The 17,201-nt window shown below is 33.8% G+C and carries 30 protein-coding genes and 2 tRNA genes; all 32 read right to left on the reverse strand.

Annotated features, from left to right (window positions below; translation table 11 throughout):
- Positions 1–7: 7 nt before the first annotated feature.
- The 32 genes from atpA to BWZ41_RS01245 all read right to left on the reverse strand — a co-directional run bounded on the left by atpA (position 8) and on the right by BWZ41_RS01245 (position 17,115).
- Complete coding sequence (atpA, locus tag BWZ41_RS01090) at positions 8–1,549, reverse strand: F0F1 ATP synthase subunit alpha (protein WP_143689118.1); 1,542 nt, start codon at positions 1,547–1,549, stop codon at positions 8–10.
- On the reverse strand, positions 1,546–2,097 hold the full coding sequence (gene atpH, locus BWZ41_RS01095) for an ATP synthase F1 subunit delta (protein WP_143689119.1): 552 nt from the start codon (positions 2,095–2,097) through the stop codon (positions 1,546–1,548). The genes atpA and atpH overlap by 4 nt, the downstream gene beginning before the upstream one ends.
- 38 nt (positions 2,098–2,135) lie before the next feature.
- Positions 2,136–2,489: a YraN family protein gene (locus BWZ41_RS01100; protein WP_143689120.1), complete on the reverse strand. Its 354-nt coding sequence runs from the start codon at positions 2,487–2,489 to the stop codon at positions 2,136–2,138.
- A gap of 11 nt (positions 2,490–2,500) precedes the next feature.
- Entirely contained in the window at positions 2,501–2,929 is a 429-nt protein-coding gene (rplQ, locus tag BWZ41_RS01105; RefSeq protein ID WP_143689121.1) for a 50S ribosomal protein L17, read from the reverse strand.
- A gap of 7 nt (positions 2,930–2,936) precedes the next feature.
- On the reverse strand, positions 2,937–4,004 hold the full coding sequence (locus BWZ41_RS01110; RefSeq protein ID WP_143689122.1) for a DNA-directed RNA polymerase subunit alpha: 1,068 nt from the start codon (positions 4,002–4,004) through the stop codon (positions 2,937–2,939).
- A 20-nt stretch (positions 4,005–4,024) separates the two neighbouring features.
- Complete coding sequence (rpsK, locus tag BWZ41_RS01115) at positions 4,025–4,411, reverse strand: 30S ribosomal protein S11 (RefSeq protein ID WP_006012273.1); 387 nt, start codon at positions 4,409–4,411, stop codon at positions 4,025–4,027.
- Between the two features lie 24 nt (positions 4,412–4,435).
- Positions 4,436–4,804 carry a 30S ribosomal protein S13 gene (gene rpsM / locus BWZ41_RS01120; RefSeq protein ID WP_143689123.1) on the reverse strand — a complete coding sequence of 123 codons (369 nt, stop codon included), beginning with the start codon at positions 4,802–4,804 and terminating at the stop codon, positions 4,436–4,438.
- Between the two features lie 59 nt (positions 4,805–4,863).
- Complete coding sequence (locus tag BWZ41_RS01125) at positions 4,864–5,505, reverse strand: adenylate kinase family protein (protein ID WP_143689124.1); 642 nt, start codon at positions 5,503–5,505, stop codon at positions 4,864–4,866.
- Positions 5,502–6,830, reverse strand: coding sequence for a preprotein translocase subunit SecY (gene secY, locus BWZ41_RS01130; protein ID WP_143689125.1), 1,329 nt, complete (start codon positions 6,828–6,830; stop codon positions 5,502–5,504). Before secY ends, BWZ41_RS01125 begins: the two co-directional genes overlap by 4 nt.
- Before the next feature lie 3 nt (positions 6,831–6,833).
- The gene (rplO, locus tag BWZ41_RS01135; RefSeq protein WP_006012263.1) at positions 6,834–7,304 is read right to left on the reverse strand and encodes a 50S ribosomal protein L15; all 471 of its coding nucleotides are present in this window, start codon (positions 7,302–7,304) and stop codon (positions 6,834–6,836) included.
- A 3-nt stretch (positions 7,305–7,307) separates the two neighbouring features.
- Complete coding sequence (gene rpsE, locus BWZ41_RS01140) at positions 7,308–7,820, reverse strand: 30S ribosomal protein S5 (protein WP_010404712.1); 513 nt, start codon at positions 7,818–7,820, stop codon at positions 7,308–7,310.
- A gap of 12 nt (positions 7,821–7,832) precedes the next feature.
- Positions 7,833–8,204, reverse strand: coding sequence for a 50S ribosomal protein L18 (gene rplR / locus BWZ41_RS01145; RefSeq protein WP_143689126.1), 372 nt, complete (start codon positions 8,202–8,204; stop codon positions 7,833–7,835).
- 5 nt (positions 8,205–8,209) lie between these two features.
- Entirely contained in the window at positions 8,210–8,755 is a 546-nt protein-coding gene (gene rplF / locus BWZ41_RS01150) for a 50S ribosomal protein L6 (protein ID WP_143689127.1), read from the reverse strand.
- 16 nt (positions 8,756–8,771) lie between these two features.
- Positions 8,772–9,167, reverse strand: a complete 396-nt coding sequence (gene rpsH / locus BWZ41_RS01155) for a 30S ribosomal protein S8 (RefSeq protein WP_143689128.1) — start codon at positions 9,165–9,167, stop codon at positions 8,772–8,774.
- 22 nt (positions 9,168–9,189) lie between these two features.
- Positions 9,190–9,498, reverse strand: coding sequence for a 30S ribosomal protein S14 (rpsN, locus tag BWZ41_RS01160; RefSeq protein ID WP_143689129.1), 309 nt, complete (start codon positions 9,496–9,498; stop codon positions 9,190–9,192).
- Between the two features lie 12 nt (positions 9,499–9,510).
- Positions 9,511–10,047: a 50S ribosomal protein L5 gene (gene rplE / locus BWZ41_RS01165; RefSeq protein ID WP_143689130.1), complete on the reverse strand. Its 537-nt coding sequence runs from the start codon at positions 10,045–10,047 to the stop codon at positions 9,511–9,513.
- 6 nt (positions 10,048–10,053) lie between these two features.
- The gene (gene rplX / locus BWZ41_RS01170; RefSeq protein WP_143689131.1) at positions 10,054–10,368 is read right to left on the reverse strand and encodes a 50S ribosomal protein L24; all 315 of its coding nucleotides are present in this window, start codon (positions 10,366–10,368) and stop codon (positions 10,054–10,056) included.
- Complete coding sequence (gene rplN, locus BWZ41_RS01175; protein ID WP_007302542.1) at positions 10,368–10,727, reverse strand: 50S ribosomal protein L14; 360 nt, start codon at positions 10,725–10,727, stop codon at positions 10,368–10,370. The genes rplX and rplN overlap by 1 nt, the downstream gene beginning before the upstream one ends.
- An 18-nt stretch (positions 10,728–10,745) precedes the next feature.
- Positions 10,746–10,976: a 30S ribosomal protein S17 gene (rpsQ, locus tag BWZ41_RS01180; RefSeq protein WP_143689132.1), complete on the reverse strand. Its 231-nt coding sequence runs from the start codon at positions 10,974–10,976 to the stop codon at positions 10,746–10,748.
- On the reverse strand, positions 10,969–11,172 hold the full coding sequence (gene rpmC, locus BWZ41_RS01185; RefSeq protein WP_143689133.1) for a 50S ribosomal protein L29: 204 nt from the start codon (positions 11,170–11,172) through the stop codon (positions 10,969–10,971). Before rpmC ends, rpsQ begins: the two co-directional genes overlap by 8 nt.
- A gap of 11 nt (positions 11,173–11,183) precedes the next feature.
- Entirely contained in the window at positions 11,184–11,597 is a 414-nt protein-coding gene (gene rplP, locus BWZ41_RS01190) for a 50S ribosomal protein L16 (protein WP_143689134.1), read from the reverse strand.
- Positions 11,598–11,608: 11 nt separating this feature from the next.
- A complete protein-coding gene (gene rpsC / locus BWZ41_RS01195; RefSeq protein WP_143689135.1) occupies positions 11,609–12,229 on the reverse strand; it encodes a 30S ribosomal protein S3 in 621 nt (206 codons plus the stop codon).
- A gap of 37 nt (positions 12,230–12,266) precedes the next feature.
- Positions 12,267–12,617: a 50S ribosomal protein L22 gene (gene rplV / locus BWZ41_RS01200; protein ID WP_143689136.1), complete on the reverse strand. Its 351-nt coding sequence runs from the start codon at positions 12,615–12,617 to the stop codon at positions 12,267–12,269.
- Positions 12,618–12,626: 9 nt separating this feature from the next.
- Positions 12,627–12,911, reverse strand: coding sequence for a 30S ribosomal protein S19 (rpsS, locus tag BWZ41_RS01205; protein WP_017532489.1), 285 nt, complete (start codon positions 12,909–12,911; stop codon positions 12,627–12,629).
- A 3-nt stretch (positions 12,912–12,914) separates the two neighbouring features.
- Complete coding sequence (gene rplB / locus BWZ41_RS01210; protein WP_143689137.1) at positions 12,915–13,739, reverse strand: 50S ribosomal protein L2; 825 nt, start codon at positions 13,737–13,739, stop codon at positions 12,915–12,917.
- Between the two features lies 1 nt (position 13,740).
- Positions 13,741–14,028, reverse strand: coding sequence for a 50S ribosomal protein L23 (locus tag BWZ41_RS01215; RefSeq protein WP_143689138.1), 288 nt, complete (start codon positions 14,026–14,028; stop codon positions 13,741–13,743).
- Positions 14,025–14,639, reverse strand: a complete 615-nt coding sequence (gene rplD / locus BWZ41_RS01220; RefSeq protein ID WP_143689139.1) for a 50S ribosomal protein L4 — start codon at positions 14,637–14,639, stop codon at positions 14,025–14,027. The genes BWZ41_RS01215 and rplD overlap by 4 nt, the downstream gene beginning before the upstream one ends.
- A 2-nt stretch (positions 14,640–14,641) precedes the next feature.
- On the reverse strand, positions 14,642–15,364 hold the full coding sequence (rplC, locus tag BWZ41_RS01225; protein WP_143689140.1) for a 50S ribosomal protein L3: 723 nt from the start codon (positions 15,362–15,364) through the stop codon (positions 14,642–14,644).
- A 9-nt stretch (positions 15,365–15,373) separates the two neighbouring features.
- Complete coding sequence (gene rpsJ, locus BWZ41_RS01230) at positions 15,374–15,694, reverse strand: 30S ribosomal protein S10 (protein WP_143689689.1); 321 nt, start codon at positions 15,692–15,694, stop codon at positions 15,374–15,376.
- A gap of 14 nt (positions 15,695–15,708) precedes the next feature.
- Entirely contained in the window at positions 15,709–16,881 is a 1,173-nt protein-coding gene (gene tuf / locus BWZ41_RS01235; RefSeq protein WP_143689141.1) for an elongation factor Tu, read from the reverse strand.
- Between the two features lie 76 nt (positions 16,882–16,957).
- A tRNA-Gly gene (locus tag BWZ41_RS01240) sits at positions 16,958–17,028 on the reverse strand.
- A gap of 4 nt (positions 17,029–17,032) precedes the next feature.
- Positions 17,033–17,115: transfer RNA gene (locus BWZ41_RS01245), tRNA-Tyr, on the reverse strand.
- Positions 17,116–17,201 lie beyond the last annotated feature (86 nt).

Raw genomic sequence — 17,201 nt, forward strand, 5'->3', positions numbered from 1 at the left:
TCACCGCCTAAACGCAATTAAATTGAGTGACAAAATCACTCACAATACCAACAATATCATCTTTTATATCATCATTCATGTCACCTGACAACTTTTTTAAAACTCCAGGGTGAACAGTTTGAAAATAATTGATAAGATCACACTCGAACTTATTGATGTTGCTCACCTGTACCTTACTTAATTGACTATACAGATTAGAAAAGATATACATAAGCAATACTTGTTCTTCTATTGACATAGGTGAATGCTGTTTTTGCTTTAATAATTCAATAAGGTATTTACCTTTGTTTAAGGACAATTGAACAGTAGCATCAAGATCAGAACCAAATTTAGCAAAGTCTTCCAGTTCTCTATATTGGGCCAAACTCAGCTTTATAGAACCAGCAACTTTTTTCACAGATTTCAATTGTGCAGCAGAGCCAACCCGAGAAACTGATAAACCTATATTCACCGCAGGGCGAAATCCCTTGTGAAACAACTCAGACTCAAGAAAAATTTGTCCATCAGTAATTGAAATCACATTAGTTGGCACATATGCAGATACATCACCGGCCTGAGTTTCAATAATCGGCAAAGCAGTCAAAGACCCTTGTCCTTTTTCATCAGACATTTTAGCAGCTCTTTCAAGCAAGCGAGAATGTACATAGAATATATCTCCAGGATAAGCTTCACGACCAGGAGGACGTCTGAGCAATAAGGACATCTGCCTATATGCCACAGCATGCTTAGATAAATCATCATATACCACCAAGCAATGCATTCCATTATCACGGAAAAATTCTCCAATAGTGCAACCGGTATAAGGTGCTAAAAATTGCATGGGCGCGCAGTCAGATGAACTAGCCACAACTACGGTTGTATACTCTAATGCTCCACTTTCTTTTAGCTTATTCACCACTTTTGCTACTGTCGAAATTTTTTGTCCAATAGCAACATAAACACAGTAAATTTTTTGATTTTCGTTTACCTCGTCATTAATCTTCTTCTGATTGATAATAGTATCAATCGCAATAGTGGTTTTACCAATTTGTCTATCACCAATAATTAACTCACGTTGCCCTCTACCTATAGGAATCAACAAATCTATAATTTTAATTCCTGTCTGCAGAGGTTCATGCACAGATTTACGGTCAATAATACCTGGCGCTTTAGATTCTATATACATTTTGTTCTTGGCTCTAATTTCTCCGCCATCGTCTATAGGATCGCCTAATGCATTTACAACTCTCCCTAATAATTCATGACCTACAGGCACCTGTACAACATCGCCACTACATTTTACAACGTCCCCTTCTTTTATATCACGATCATTGCCAAGCACAACTATTCCAGCTGTATCATGATCTAAATCAAGAACTATCCCTTCTACACCGCTTGCAAAAGATACCTTTTCACCAAACTTTGCTTTTTCCAGCCCATAAACCAATGTGATACCATCCGTTACTGAAATTACTTCACCTATATTTTCTCGTTTTATAGGATTATCAAATGTCTCAACCTTCTCTTTTATTATGTTTACTACTTCAGAGGCGTTTATGCTATTCTTCATATACAATTCCTTATTTTCAACATTTCCATTTTACTCAAATCAACCAATCTATCCAAATAACTCTTAAGCGAAGCATCAATCAAGTTAAAACCATACCTAACTACAAAGCCGCCTAGTATAGAAGGATCAACCACATGACTGACTTTTATTATTTTACCAAGAAAGTTCAAAGATTCAGTAATTATTTTTATATCAGGTTTCTTTAAAATCTCTGCTGATTTTATAGTAATTTCCAATTCATTTTCACTTTCCCTGACAAGATTTAAGAATTTTTCTAATATAAGGATTAATAAACGGGAGCGCTTGTTTGCAAGTGTAACCATAATAAATTTGACTAAGTTTTCACTCAAGTTCTCATTTATAGAAAGTATCGCTTCTTTTTTGTGCACAAGAGAAACCATAGGATGAGATAGGTACACAAAAACATCACTTTGATCTTTAAAAAAAGCTAACAAAAATTCTACTTCTTTTCTTATAATACCTAATCTGCTTCCTGAGACATGAAACAGTGCTCTAGCATAAGATGAAACTAAATTATTGTTTTTCATATTAAATTACCTATTCTAGTAAATCTAAGTTATTTAAGCTACCATTCCTCAATCCAAGCATTTTTTATATAAATAGGCCTTCTCTTTAAGGAAAGAAAACATAAATCATATCTGACTGAATAATCTAAAAAATCAAGATTTTTACTTAAGAAATATTTAGAAGAATTTATAATAGACTGACACTGAAAATGAGATATCGGTACTTCTTTTCCAAATAAACTTGTTTTAACTTCTATAAAAATCAGCTCCCTTTTTTTAGATACAATTAAGTCAATTTCACCCAACTTACAACGGAAGCGACGTTTTATAACATTATAGAATTTCAGCTTTAAATATATCGAAACTAACAATTCTCCAAAGTAACCTACAAAATAGCGTAACCTATTTACCATAAAAAGAATGATTAGCTTTGTGTAACCACTTTGCTTCCTTTTTTATTTTTACTATAAATCTCACCTTTTGCTGAAATATCTCTATCAACTAGCTCTATCACTGCCATTGGAGCGCAATCACCCTTTCGAGTACCAAATTTTATTATTCTAGAATATCCACCTTTACGGTCTTGATAACGATTAGCTAGAACGCTTAATAACTTATCAACTACTAACTTACTATTATGAAGACGTGAAAGCAACAGCCTCCTACCATGTAAAGAATCGTTATTCTTAGCAATTGTAATAAACTTTTCCACATATGGACGAAGTGCTTTAGCCTTTGGTAAAGTAGTTACAATCTGCTCATGATTAATTAACGAGATAGATAGATTCTTTAACATTGATAACCTATGCTCGGTACAACGAGACAATTTACTTTTTTTTACTCCATGTTTCATACACTACCTAATCCTCCTCAGTATGTTGTTTAGCTAGTTCATCTATATCTTTAGGTGGCCAATTTGGTATATTCATACCCAAAGACAAGCCTAAACTCCTTAGAACTTCCTTAATTTCATTTAAAGACTTTCTGCCAAAATTAGCAGTCCTTAATAATTCACTCTCTGTCTTCGATACAAGATCACCTATATAAACAATATTTTCATTTTTCAGGCAGTTGTGAGACCTAACAGATAATTCCAGTTCCTCTACTTTACGCAATAAAACAGGATCATACCCCAAACCTTTAGCATCACCAGATAAAGAAACCCTCGATCTTTTATCACCTATACTAGAAGTAACAAAAGGCCGCAACTGCTCCTGTAATATTCTTGCAGCATAATCAATAGCTTGACTTGGAGAGATTGTACCATCAGTTTCAATTGACAATATCAGCTTATCTTTATCAGTAACTTGACCAACACGACTATTCTCTACCTTATATGAAACCCTCTCGACAGGACTATATAAAGCATTAATCGGAATAAAGCCAATTAAATCTTGTTCATTCATAAACTTTAAAAATTCATTTTCTTTATATTTATTTACAGAAAGATAACCTTTTCCACTAGCAACATATATAGTAACGTTAAGCTCCACATCTTGACCTAGTGTACATATCACCAAATCTTTATTAACAATAGAGCATTCGTCACCAGTTTCTATCATTCCAGCTAATACTTGACAAGGCCCTTTAGCGCTCAAATTTAAGCACTTATTAGACGTGTTATTTAGCTTACATCTCAACATGCCCATATTTAATGCTATATCAGTTATGTCTTCCCTAACTCCTTGGATCGAAGTAAATTCATGATTCACGCCTTCAATTTTTATTCCATAAACAGCACTACCGCGAAGAGAAGACAACATTACACGCCTTAATGCATGGCCCAACGTTAAAGCAAAACCACTTTCCAAAGGTTCTAGAACTATATCACTTTTTTTACTTGAATCACCTGATATTACCTTAATCGCATTAGGCTTAGTTAATCTATCTAAATTTCCACAGAAAGAAACACTATCACTATAATACATACAAAAACCTTCCAAATATCCTATACTCTTCTTTTTTTCCTTAATCTACACCCATTATGAGGTATCGCCGTTTTATCTGCAATTGAAGTGACAGTCAATCCACAATTCCGAAGTGCTTTAACTGCAGCTTCTGCACCAAAACCAGGACCACGAATTATTACAGAAACAACCTTCATACCAAATCTCTCTATTACTTTCTTCGCAGCAGAATCAGCAACCTTACCTGCAGCATAAGGTGTGGATTTTCTCGAACCAGAAAAACCACATGCACCAACAGAAGTCTGGTAAAGCGTATTACCACAAACATCAGTCACATTTACAAAAGTATTATTAAAAGTTGCACGAATATGGACAATACCAGTAATAAACCTTTTTGTATTCTTACCAACCGTTTTAACTTTTTTCATAAAAACTCACGATAATAACAAATTTTATTTTTTCCCAGCAATAGGCAATTTAGATCTGCCTTTACGAGTTTTAGCATTAGTATGGGTTCTTTGTCCCCTCACAGGCAAACCTTTTCTATGCCTTAATCCTCTATAGCAACCGATTTCCATTAAAGATTTTATATCCATAGCCACTTTTTTTCTGAGCTCACCCTCTATGACATATTTTTGCCTAATAAAACTACTAATTTTCTCTATATCTTCATCTTGTAATTCTGAAACACGCTTACGCTCATCAATTTTACAGCTACGACAAATTATATTCGCAGTAGTAATACCTATACCATGTATATAAGTTAATGCAAAAGGAATACACTTCTTTACTGGAACATTTATGCCTGCAACACGTGCCACTGATACCTCGATACTTTATTAATAATAACTCTTAATTTATACCATAAAACAACTTATAGTCAAATCAAATTACAAGAAATTTTACTTTCAATCTCTTGCATTACTCTATCAACACTCAAATTAGCGTTAATTGTTAACAACTTGCCCTTATAATACTCGCGCAAACCCTTCATCTGAAAATGATATTCTCTTATCCTCTTATTAATTGCAAGCATATTAGCATCATCAATTCTCTTCTCCAATCTCGTACTTTTACATTTAGCACAAGTAGTATTTTTAAAAGAAGATATACTATATATACTTTTACAATCCAAACAAGTAAGACGATCTTTTAATCTATCAATTGCAATATTATCGTCAAGCTGCAACTCAATTACAAGATCAACATCCCTATTACATCTTTTTTGCAAAAATTGAGTTAAAAAATGAGCTTGATTTAAATTTCTTGGAAAACCATCTAACAAAAAATCACCATCTATTAATGCAAGCTGGTCACACAATAATTTACATATAACTTCATCTTGAATTAAATTACCAGATTCAACAGTATCCTTTATTTCTTTACCTAATTTACTTCCACTAGATATAATATTCCTTAATAAATCTCCTACTGAAACTAATTTAAAATTATACTTTGCTATTAACAAACTGGACTGAGTACCCTTACCAGAGCCAGGAGGACCAAAAATTGTAATAATCACTTTAGTCTCCTTGTTTTAGACTCATATTTCTTTATCCAACTATCGTACCTATTTGAAAAAACATAAGATTGTACTTGCATAATAGTATCAGTAATAACGTTAACTATAATCAGCAAGCTCGTCCCACCAAAAATAAATGGTATATCATAATGATACCTCATAATTTCAGGTATAGTACATATTACCACCAAATACGCAGACCCAATAAATGTTAATTTAAAAACTATATTTTGAAGATAATCAGAAGTATGTTTTCCAGGCCCTCTACCAGGAATAAAACCACCATTTTTCCTAAGAAAATCAGCATTTTCCTCTGGATTAAATATAAAATTGGTATAGAAAAAATTAAAAAGTACTATGAGTATTAAGTAAGTTATAATGTACATCACTTTATTTGCCATAAAGTAGTTTAAAATAAAATCAGCAATGGCATGACCTTTATAGAAATTTGCAATTGAAATAGGCGTTAATAAAATTGCGTTAGCAAAAATAGTTGGTATTACACCAGATAAATTGATCTTCAATGGAATGTAACTAAAATCATCATTATGTAATTTTTTAAACTGTTTTTTGGGATATTGAACAATTACCTTTCTATAAGAAGATTCTGTAAAAATGACTAAAAGGAGCAGTAAAAAAAACAATACTATAACAAAAAGGGTAATGAAAAACGACATACTACCATTTTTATTTAATGTTAGCAGAGATGATAAAGCATTATGTAATTCAGATGTTATGCCAGTAAAAATGATTAATGAGATACCATTGCCTATACCGCTCACACTGATCCGCTCACCAAGCCATATTAAAAATATAGTTCCACCTAAAAGGCTAAAGACACCTATAGTACGAAACATAATACCAGGTTCAACTACAACTAATATCCCTTCTCTATTCATTCTTTCTAACCCTATTAAGATCGTAATTGATTGAAAGATACAAAACACTATAGTCATATAGCGTATATAAGAGTTCATCTTTCGACGTCCCAACTCTCCGTCATTTTTAATTTCATTGATTACTTTAACGGCAGAAGACAATAATTGCATAACTATGGATGCAACTATGTATGGCATAACGTTTAACGCCAAGATCGTCATTCTAGCTAAAGCGCCACCAGAAAATAAATTAAATACTCCAAAAATACCAGAACTCTCTTTTGGAAATATATCATTGATTATATCAAGATTAATTCCAGGAATAGGAACATAAGTGCCTAAACGATAACAAACTAAAGCCATCAGCGTAAAAAATATGCGCTTTAGTAAATCAGTTTTATATAATAACGTAGAACCCAAACTATCAAATGCAAATTTACTGTTCATAATTCATGATAGTATTTCTACACTACCACCAACTGAAGCTACAGATCTTTTTGCAGCTTCTGATGCAAAATCAACATGAAACACAAATTTCTCGCTTAATTTACCCTTATTAAGAAGTTTGATTTTACTTTTTACAGATCTGATAAAACCTAATTTATGCAGTAGCTCCTTATCTATTATAGAATCCTTGACTATTTTTTTAGCTTCCATTAAGCACTGTACATCACCAACATTAAATATAGAGTATAAGTTTTTGCGTATAGGCTTAAAACCTCTTTTAGGTAAACGAGTATATATAGACTGCTGTCCACCTTCAAAACCATTTATAGAAACGCCACTTCTCGCTTTCTGCCCTTTATGCCCCCTACCGGATGTTTTACCTTTACCACAACCAATACCTCTGCCTAATAATTTAGGCTTCTTTTTCTTAGATAATTTGGTAAATACAGAATTTAATTTTACAGCATCATTCATACTTTACCTATTTCCAACTATCTCACTAATCTTTTTACCCCTCTTACCTGCCACTTGGCGAGGAGATAACATAACATCAAAAGCCTTAAATACTGCACATATAATATTATGAGGATCATTTGATCTAGTAGACTTAGCTACCACATCCTTTATACCTAATACCTCAAAAACCGACCTCATTGCTCCACCAGCAATAATACCCGTTCCAGTTCTTGCAGCTCTTAAAACTATCTCACCAGAACAAAATTTAGCTTTAATATCATGATGTAAAGTTCTACCTTCACGTAAGTACACCCTAATCATCGACTTCTTTGCAGCATTTACAGCTTTCACTCTTGCTTCAGCAACCTCTGCGTGTTTACCTATTCCACATCCTACCCTACCCTTACCATCACCAACAACAACCAAAGTTGAAAATGAAAATCTTCTACCACCTTTAGTAACCGTTGTTACCCTTCGGACTGAAACCAAAAGTTCTGATAAATCATTATTATTTTGTAAATTCTTTACAGCCATACTTCAAACCTTCTAAAATTCAAATCCAGAGCTTCTTAAAGCTTCAGCAAATTGAGAAATCAATCCTGTATACTTATATGCCCCCCGATCAAAGACGAACCGCTGCTGCAATTTTGTACTAGACAGACGCTCAATCAATAAAGAAGAAACCTGTTTTATAGTTTCAGCATTGACCCCACCTTTACATACATTCCTAATTTTATCATCCAAAGTAGAAGCAGAAGCTAGGGTTGTTCCTTTTGCATCGTTAATCAACTGAACGTAAAAATGTTTATTAGACTTAAATATGGATATACGTAAACGCCCAGCGCTCTTATCGAGCTTCGCTCTATTACGAAGTTTCCTTTTTTCATAGCTACCTAAAAAATTATACAATCTTTTCATTTTAATTACTTCTTTTTATTTACAACCTTACGCAGCATAAATTTGCCTTTTATTACAATACCCTTACCTTTATAAGGATCATATCTTCTAATTTTGCATACATCAGAAGCCACCATATAGACTTTTTGCTTATCCATACCGCGAATCACTAAATGAGTTGGCTTTATACACTTAATCTCAACGTCTTTAGGCACTTTATACTTAATATTATGACTATAACCAAGATATAAAGTCAAATACTTATCATCACATTCTGCTTTATACCCTACACCATTAATCTCAAGATCAACAGAAAAATCATTAACCATACCGTTAATCATGTTATTAATATTACTTCTATAAGTGCCCCATATAGATTTTATTTTATCATAATCATCCCTGCCTTGATCAACAGAAAGTAACAATTGATTATCAACTGTCTGACACAGAATGCCACTACACAAGTTCAGCTCTTTTTCTGCCCTAACACTTCTTATTAATACCCTACCATCATTATATTCAACTGAAAGATCAGCAGGAATATTGATAGGTGCGGCACCTATACGAGACATACATTTCTCCTATCATTTAAAATACACGACACAAAACTTCTCCACCAACTTTTAATCTACGTGCATTATAATCGGTCATCACTCCTTTCGGCGTAGATATAATAAAAATTCCAAGACCATTATATGCTTTAGAAATGTCCTTACACTTAGAATAATAACGACAACCGGGCTTTGATACCCTAGCTATATCATTAATCACAGGTGATTTATCATAATACTTCAACTGCACAAAAAGCGAGGGGACACTATCACTCTCTTGCTTTTTATAATTAAGAATATACCCTTCCTCTTTTAAGATCTTCAATATAGAAGAATTCACTTTAGAGAATAGGACTCTTGTTTCCCTATGCATTGCCAATTGAGCATTACGTATTCTTGTTAAAAAATCACCAATACTATCAGATAACGACACTATTACACTCCTTATATCACATTTACCAACTAGATTTTGTAACCCCTGGAACTTGTCCAAAAGAACACAAATCACGTAAAACAATCCTACATAAACCAAATTTTCTATATACTGCTCTCGGCCTACCAGTTAAAGCGCATCTATTCCTAATTCTGCTTTGAGCACAATCTCTAGGCAAATCTTTAATCAGCTTAATTTGAGCTGCAAACCTTTTTGCAATAGATAAATCCTTATTATTCATTATAAATTTCAATTCTTCTCTTCTCACCCTATACTGATCGCATAACTTTATTCTACGAAGATTCTTCTGTATCATGGATTTTTTTGCCATATATATTTTCTCTCAATTATCAAAAAAAGGGAATTTAAGAGCCAGTAATAATTCCTTTGCTTCCTTATCACTAACTGCACTTGTTATAATATTAATATCCATACCTCTAATTTTACTTATTTTATTATAGTCTATTTCTAAAAATGATATATGCTCCTTGATACCAAGGGAAAAATTACCATGACCATCAAATTGCTTCACACTAAACCCTCTAAAATCTTTTTCCCTTGGCAAAGCAATATATATTAATCTTTCTAAGAATTCATACATTTTATTTCTACGCAAAGTCACTTTACAACCTACAGTTGCACCTTTTCTAATTTTGAAACCAGAAATAGATTTTTTTGCAAAGGTTAACACAGGCTTTTGCCCAGCAATCAAATGTAGATTATCAAATGGCTCATTTATCGCTTTATTATCCGTAGCAGCATCTCCAACGCCCATATTGATACACACCTTGACAAGTTTAGGCACTTGCATTACATTGCTGTAATTAAACTTATCCCTTAAGGATTTTACTATATTATCTTTATACAATTGTTTAAACATATCAACCTAATCTATCACTTCTCCAGAAACTTTTGCAAAACGCACTTTTCTACCATCTATAATCTTAAATCCTACTTTAGTTGGAGTTTTACACTTAGGATCCAATATTGCAACATTGGATACATCAATAGCTAACTCTTTATTCAATATACCACCACCACCAGCTCTTGGTTTAGTATGTCTCTTACACACATTTACGCCAGAAACAACTACTTTCTTTTTAGCATCACGTATTATAACTTTGATTACCTTACCAATTTTTCTCTTATCTTTACCAGTTAAAACTATAACATCATCACCACTTTTTATTTTAGCACTCATTATAAAACCTCATCAGCTAATGACATTATTTTCATAAAAGAACCAGATAACAACTTTTTTACTGGACCAAACACCCGAGTGCCAAGTGGTTCACCTTGATCATTAATTAAAACCACAGCATTGCTAGAAAAACGAATTACAGAACCATCAGATTTCTTAACACTATTTTTTACTCTAACAACAACTGCTTTATATACTTTTCCTTTTTCAACTTTACCTTTTGGGTTAATAGACTTAGTAGATATAATAATCGTATCACCTACGGATGCAGATTTCCTACCACCTAACAAGCCAATACAAAGCACTGCACGCGCACCAGAATTATCAGCTACTTCTAACAATGTATTTTTTTGAATCATATAAATACCTATTCCTTTTTAGCTATTGATAACAACCCATTTTTTAGTAACAGAAATAGGCTTGTGTTCCTGTATTAAAACCCTATCTCCCTTTTTGCAACTATTATTTTCGTCATGCACTGTGTATTTCTTATATTTTTTAATAACCTTTTTATATAGCCTATCCTTATACACTTGTAACACCGAAACCTTTACAGTCTTATCAGACTCAGCATTAGTTACGACACCACAAAAAACCTTCTTAGGCATTTTTTCCCTCTCTCTTTCTTCTATTTAATACAGTTAGACTACGAGCTATGCTCTTTCTTATTAAGCTAAAACGCAAAAAATTGTTGCACTGGCCCAGTTTTTTTTGAAAAGCCAAATTAACAAATTCTTTCCTCAAGCTCAAAAGAATTTCATGCAATTCTTTTGAGGCTTTTGATTCAATTTCAACTATATCCATTGCAACTCCATTCAATTATGATTAGATATAAATTTACATTTCATAGGAAACTTGGCAGCCGCTTTTTCAAGCGCCAACCTTGCTAAAGGCATGGGAACATCACTGCTAATTTCAAACAAAATCCTACCTGGCCTAGCTTTAAATACCCAAAATTCAACACTACCTTTCCCTTTACCCATACGCACATCTGCCGGCTTCTTACTAACCGGAGTATCAGGAAAAATTCTTATCCACACTTTACCAGAGCGTTTTAACGTTCTAGATATTACGCGCCTTGCAGTTTCAATATGCTTAGACTGAATCTTACCTCCTTCCAAAGCTTTTAAGCCATAATCGCCAAAAGATAGTGTACTACCACCCTTCGCATTACCCTTAATTCTCCCCTTAAATGCCTTTTTATATTTACTCTTTTTGGGAACAAACATTTCAATATACCTTAACTACCAATATAAACCCAAACTTTAACTCCTATAATACCACATATAGTTTTTGCTTTACAAAAAGCATAATCTATATTAGCCCGCAAAGTGTGTAAAGGCAAGCGACCTTCTTTGTACCATTCAGTACGAGCTATTTCAGCTCCGCCAAGACGCCCAGAGCAACTTACTTTAATACCCTTAGCACCCATCTTCAAACAATTTTGAATAGCTTTTTTCATCGCTCTTCTACATGAAATCCTTTTTTCTAGCTGATGTGTAATACTCTTTGATATTAAAGCTGCATCTATTTCAGACTTTTTAACTCCTACTACATTCACTTCAACGCTACTTTCTACTTTTTTAGCTATTTTTTGCTTTATCTTCTCAACATCCGAACCTTTCTTACCTATTATAACTCCAGGCTTAGAAGAATGTATTATTACAGACGTTAAATTAACTGTACGCTCTATAATTACTTTAGAAATACCAGCATGCTTAAAGGATTCATTTATATAGCTGCGAATAAATAGATCGTGATGTAACTTCTGTTTATAATCGTCTGTAGCACACCAAATAGAATCCCAGGTATTACTATTTATTTGCAATCTAAATACTTTAGGATTAACCTTCTGTCCCATATTTACACTTTCCTTATTAACTTTCCATTTCTATAAATCATACAACTTCTTTCAATTTTATAGTAATATTACTATAAAATTTACTCATTCTATTAGCCCTACCCATAGCTTTTGGATATACTCTACGCAAAGTAAGGGACTTGCCTATTAAAATTTCCTTTATATATAGATTATCAATGTTCAATCCATAATTATTTTGAGCATTAGCAATTGCAGAATTCAACACCTTCATTATAAAACCAGCAGCTTTTTTTTTACAAAATCTTAATTGTACACTAGCAAAAGAAACTTTTTTATTACGTACTAAACCAGCAACCAAATTCAATTTGCGAGGAGTTGATCTTAAAATCCTAGAACCAGCCTCAACTATTATATCCCTACTTTTCATATCAATTACCTATCTTCTTGTTGCCTTTTTATCACCACCGTGGCCAGTAAATTTACGAGTAGGTGAAAATTCACCAAATTTATGACCTATCATATTCTGGTTATCAACACTAACAGGAATGTAATCTTTACCATTATAAACAGCAAACTTTAAACCCAAACAATTAGGAAGAATTACAGAAGCCCTGGAATGAATTTTTATCACCTTATTAATAGAACCCTCTTTTAAAGTTCTCTGAACTAATCTTAGTACAGATGGGTGTAAAAAAGGTGGTTTCCATACAGATCTACTCATAAATTAACCTTTCAATTTTTTTATATACTTATCACTAGATTTATTTTTTTTCCTAGTTTTCTTTCCTTTTGTTGCAACACCCCAAGGAGTAACAGGATGACGACCACCAGAAGTTTTTCCCTCTCCACCTCCATGAGGATGGTCAACCGGATTCATTGCAACTCCACGTACAGTAGGTCTAATCCCAAGCCACCTACTTCTCCCAGCTTTACCCAACTTTCTATTCTTATGGTCAGGGTTAGATACTACACCAATAGTAGCCTTGCAAGAAGATAAAATCAACCGAATTTGACCAGACCTGAGTCGTAATAAAACATATTGGCCATCACGACCAACGATTTGTGCATAACAACCAGCAGCTCTAGCAATCGCAGCACCATTACCTGGCTTCAGCTCAACATTATGAACGAAAGAACCAACAGGTATATGCTTGAGTAGTAAACAATTCCCTGGTAAAATATCAGCATCATCTCCAGCTGTCACAACATCACCAGACTTCATACCTTGAGGAGCTAATATATAAGATTTAGTATCATCTTCCTTATATGATACTAATGCTAAAAACCCACTTCTATTTGGATCATACTCTATTTTCTCAACTATACCCTGATCACCTCTATTACGTTTAAAATCTATAACTCTATAATTCTTCTTGTGACCACCACCCCTGTGACGAGTTGTAATTCTACCATGATTATTTCTTCCACCACTGGATTTCTTACCAAATACAAGAGACTTCTCCGGCTTATCTTTTGATAAACCAATTTTACTTATTAATATAGTCCCACGAGAAGACGGAGTAACAGGATTAAAAAGTTTCATACCCATATTAAACGCTCATTATATCTAATTTTTGACCATCTATCAAAGAAAAATAAACCTTTTTTCTCTGTTTTTTACAACCAACCACGCCTCTGAAACGTCTATATTTAGGTTTAACTCTAATAACATTTACAGAAGAAATTCTGACATTAAATAAAGACTCTATTGCCGATTTTATTTGACGCTTATTTACATTTACAAAAACATACAAAGAGTATTTATTAAACTTCTCTCTTAAAAGAGAAGCCTTTTCTGTGATTACAGGAGATTTTATTATATTATTATATTTAATCATAACAATCTACCTTCAAGATGCTTTAAAGTGTCTTTTGTTAACATCACGCATTCATGATTCAATATATCAAAAACATTTAACCCAATAGGTTTGATTAAATCTACATAGTGCAAATTTTTAGTAGCACGCAATAAATCATCTCCATAATCACCAACTATTAAAAAAGAAGAAAATTTAAAATTTTTCATATATTCACACATTTTAGATGTTTTCTTCACATCAACATTTAAACTATCAAGAACAATAATTTGATTGTTTAAATATTTTAGAGATAAAGCAATTTTCAAACCAAATTTGCGTACTTTTTTATTAAGAGAATAAGCATGACTCCTCACAACAGGGCCAAAAATAATTCCACCACCCCTAAATTGAGGAGACCGCAAGCTCCCCTGTCTCGCCCTACCGGTACGTTTTTGACCATACGGTTTAGCTGTTGTACCAGAAACATCACTGATACCCTTTGTTTTATGAGCACCAACTCTTCTCTTTGCTAATTGCCATCTCACTATATCATGCAAAATACTCAATTTTTGCTTGGCAGAAAATATCAAGGGATTAAGCTCAACACTACCTACATTATTATTAGATAGATCAACTAATTCACATTCCATAACTAACTCACCAAATTATTAGCATCATCACTCGTATTCAACAGCAGACCTACTGGAAAAGGAACATCTTTATGTAAAGGCTTTTTAACTGCATCTCTCACAAAAACATAAGAGTTTTTAAATCCAGGAACATTATTACCCTTTACAGCAATTATGCTATTTTCATAATCAATGGATAATATTTTCATATTCTGTACAGTTACTCTGCTATTACCTAAATGACCAGCCATCTTCTTCCCCTTGAATACTCTACCAGGATCTTGACATTGACCAGTAGAACCTTGCGATCTATGAGCAATAGAAACACCATGAGATGCCCTAAGCCCACTGAAGTTATGCCGCTTCATCACACCAGCAAACCCTTTGCCTAAAGAATAACCCGTAATATCAAGATATTGACCAACTACAAAATGATTAACCCCCACCTTTTTACCACATTCTATTCCTAATAGATCAATTAATCTACTTTCGTATAATTTACATTTACTATTTACACCCTTTTTCTTTAAATATTCCAACTGAGGTTTTGCTATTTTTTTTAAATCCCCCGTGCCTAAAATGACTGAATTGTAGCCACATTTATCTTGTCCTTTTATATCGATAATACAAGTTTCGCTGAGATGCAGTAAAGTTACAGCCATGCGACTATTATCAAAATACATAGCAGTATGGCCAACATTAGTCATTAATAAACCGACTCTCCTAAGCGAATTTATTCTCTTCATTTTCTTTTCCTAAATATTAACTTCCTTAACCTTTAAATCCACTTCTACACCAGCAGAAAAAGATAAATCTGCAAGCATCTGCATCATAGTAGAAGTAGGATTATGTACAATAATTAACCGCTTAGAAATCCTCATTTCAAATTGCTCGCGAGATTTTTTATCAACATGAGGAGACCTATTAACAATAAATTTAGAATCTTTTCTTGGCAACGCAATCGGACCAGATAAATCTGCATTAAACTGCTTTAATTGATCAATAAACTCCCGAATACACTTTTCCAATAAAGAACAATCGAAAGCTTTAATTCCAATATATATATCTTGCTTCATCTTAGTTACTATACTCATTCTAAAATTTCCGAAACAACACCAGAACCAACAGTTCTACCACCTTCTCTTATCGCAAAACGCAATCCTTTATCCATCGCTATTGGTACTTGCAATTCCACTTCTATACTTACATTATCCCCTGGCATTACCATCTCCTTTCCATCTAGCAATTTTATGCTCCCAGTTACATCCGTTGTCCTTAAATAAAACTGTGGCTGATAATTTCCAAAAAATGGTGTATGCCTTCCTCCTTCTTCTTTCTTCAATATATACACCTCCGCATTAAATTTCTTATGCGGAGTTATTGTCCCTGGCCTTGCCAATACTTGCCCTCTCTCCACCTCTTCTCTCTTTGTTCCTCTTAGTAGTATTCCTACATTGAGTCCTGCACTTCCCTTATCTAGCAACTTCTTAAACATCTCAACACCAGTACATATCGTCTTTTGCGTCGCTTTCAAACCTATTATCTCTATCTCATCCCCTGTCTTTATCTCCCCCTTCTCTATTCTTCCTGTTACTACCGTCCCTCGGCCCGATATTGAAAATACATCTTCTATTGGCAATAAAAACGGCAAATCTATAGGCCTTGGAGGTACTGCCACATACTCATCTAACTTCTCCATCAATTTATCTATTGATTTCTTTCCATACTCACTACCATCATCCTCCAATGCTTTTAACGCAGATCCGACTATCACAGGCACTTCATCACCTGGAAATCCATACTTACTTAGCAATTCTCTCACTTCCATTTCCACCAAATCTATCATATCAGCATCAGCAACATCAGCTTTGTTTATATATACCACGATATATCCAACACCCACTTGTTTTGCCAGCAATATATGCTCTCTCGTTTGTGGCATTGGCCCATCAACCCCCGACACTACCAACACTGCTGCATCCATCTGTGCTGCACCTACTATCATATTCTTTACATAATCAGCATGTCCAGGGCAATCAACGTGTGCATAGTGTCTCTTTTCTGTTTGATATTCAACATGCGCTGTTGCTATTGTTATCCCTCTCTTTCTTTCTTCTGGCGCTTTATCTATCTGGTCATATGCTACAAAGTTACCATAATGCTTTGTTATCGCCGCTGTTAACGTTGTCTTCCCATGATCCACATGTCCTATCGTTCCCACGTTTACATGCGGCTTTCCAAATGCTTCTACTATCGCTGTCATAACTTTAACTCTTCTACCTAAAATACAAATACATCAATAAATAATATGTTGATTTTATATAAATACAACAAAAAAGAGCGGATAGTGGGAATCGAACCCACGTCACTAGCTTGGAAGGCTAGAGCTCTACCATTGAGCTATACCCGCACAATGGAGGAGGTAGGATTCGAACCTACGTACGCTCACGCGGACAGATTTACAGTCTGTTACCTTTAACCACTCGGTCACTCCTCCACAAAAATCTGTTAAGAGAACACTACCTTAACTTAAGTTTTATTATCCCTAATATTAAACATCCAAATCCAAAAGATCAAGTAATA

Source organism: Wolbachia endosymbiont of Nilaparvata lugens (assembly GCF_007115045.1).
In the GTDB taxonomy this organism is placed as follows: domain Bacteria; phylum Pseudomonadota; class Alphaproteobacteria; order Rickettsiales; family Anaplasmataceae; genus Wolbachia.

Coding starts and splice junctions, on each gene's coding strand:
- atpA (WP_143689118.1), bottom strand. CDS start 1,549: ATGAAGAATAGCATAAACGCCTCTGAAGTAGTAAACATAATAAAAGAG.
- atpH (WP_143689119.1), bottom strand. CDS start 2,097: ATGAAAAACAATAATTTAGTTTCATCTTATGCTAGAGCACTGTTTCAT.
- BWZ41_RS01100 (WP_143689120.1), bottom strand. CDS start 2,489: ATGGTAAATAGGTTACGCTATTTTGTAGGTTACTTTGGAGAATTGTTA.
- rplQ (WP_143689121.1), bottom strand. CDS start 2,929: ATGAAACATGGAGTAAAAAAAAGTAAATTGTCTCGTTGTACCGAGCAT.
- BWZ41_RS01110 (WP_143689122.1), bottom strand. CDS start 4,004: ATGTATTATAGTGATAGTGTTTCTTTCTGTGGAAATTTAGATAGATTA.
- rpsK (WP_006012273.1), bottom strand. CDS start 4,411: ATGAAAAAAGTTAAAACGGTTGGTAAGAATACAAAAAGGTTTATTACT.
- secY (WP_143689125.1), bottom strand. CDS start 6,830: ATGAACAGTAAATTTGCATTTGATAGTTTGGGTTCTACGTTATTATAT.
- rplO (WP_006012263.1), bottom strand. CDS start 7,304: ATGAATGATGCTGTAAAATTAAATTCTGTATTTACCAAATTATCTAAG.
- rpsE (WP_010404712.1), bottom strand. CDS start 7,820: ATGGCTGTAAAGAATTTACAAAATAATAATGATTTATCAGAACTTTTG.
- rplR (WP_143689126.1), bottom strand. CDS start 8,204: ATGAAAAGATTGTATAATTTTTTAGGTAGCTATGAAAAAAGGAAACTT.
- rplF (WP_143689127.1), bottom strand. CDS start 8,755: ATGTCTCGTATAGGTGCCGCACCTATCAATATTCCTGCTGATCTTTCA.
- rpsN (WP_143689129.1), bottom strand. CDS start 9,498: ATGGCAAAAAAATCCATGATACAGAAGAATCTTCGTAGAATAAAGTTA.
- rplE (WP_143689130.1), bottom strand. CDS start 10,047: ATGTTTAAACAATTGTATAAAGATAATATAGTAAAATCCTTAAGGGAT.
- rplX (WP_143689131.1), bottom strand. CDS start 10,368: ATGAGTGCTAAAATAAAAAGTGGTGATGATGTTATAGTTTTAACTGGT.
- rplN (WP_007302542.1), bottom strand. CDS start 10,727: ATGATTCAAAAAAATACATTGTTAGAAGTAGCTGATAATTCTGGTGCG.
- rpsQ (WP_143689132.1), bottom strand. CDS start 10,976: ATGCCTAAGAAGGTTTTTTGTGGTGTCGTAACTAATGCTGAGTCTGAT.
- rpmC (WP_143689133.1), bottom strand. CDS start 11,172: ATGGATATAGTTGAAATTGAATCAAAAGCCTCAAAAGAATTGCATGAA.
- rplP (WP_143689134.1), bottom strand. CDS start 11,597: ATGTTTGTTCCCAAAAAGAGTAAATATAAAAAGGCATTTAAGGGGAGA.
- rpsC (WP_143689135.1), bottom strand. CDS start 12,229: ATGGGACAGAAGGTTAATCCTAAAGTATTTAGATTGCAAATAAATAGT.
- rplV (WP_143689136.1), bottom strand. CDS start 12,617: ATGAAAAGTAGGGATATAATAGTTGAGGCTGGTTCTAGGATTTTAAGA.
- rpsS (WP_017532489.1), bottom strand. CDS start 12,911: ATGAGTAGATCTGTATGGAAACCACCTTTTTTACACCCATCTGTACTA.
- rplB (WP_143689137.1), bottom strand. CDS start 13,739: ATGGGTATGAAACTTTTTAATCCTGTTACTCCGTCTTCTCGTGGGACT.
- BWZ41_RS01215 (WP_143689138.1), bottom strand. CDS start 14,028: ATGATTAAATATAATAATATAATAAAATCTCCTGTAATCACAGAAAAG.
- rplD (WP_143689139.1), bottom strand. CDS start 14,639: ATGGAATGTGAATTAGTTGATCTATCTAATAATAATGTAGGTAGTGTT.
- rplC (WP_143689140.1), bottom strand. CDS start 15,364: ATGAAGAGAATAAATTCGCTTAGGAGAGTCGGTTTATTAATGACTAAT.
- rpsJ (WP_143689689.1), bottom strand. CDS start 15,694: ATGAAGCAAGATATATATATTGGAATTAAAGCTTTCGATTGTTCTTTA.
- tuf (WP_143689141.1), bottom strand. CDS start 16,881: ATGACAGCGATAGTAGAAGCATTTGGAAAGCCGCATGTAAACGTGGGA.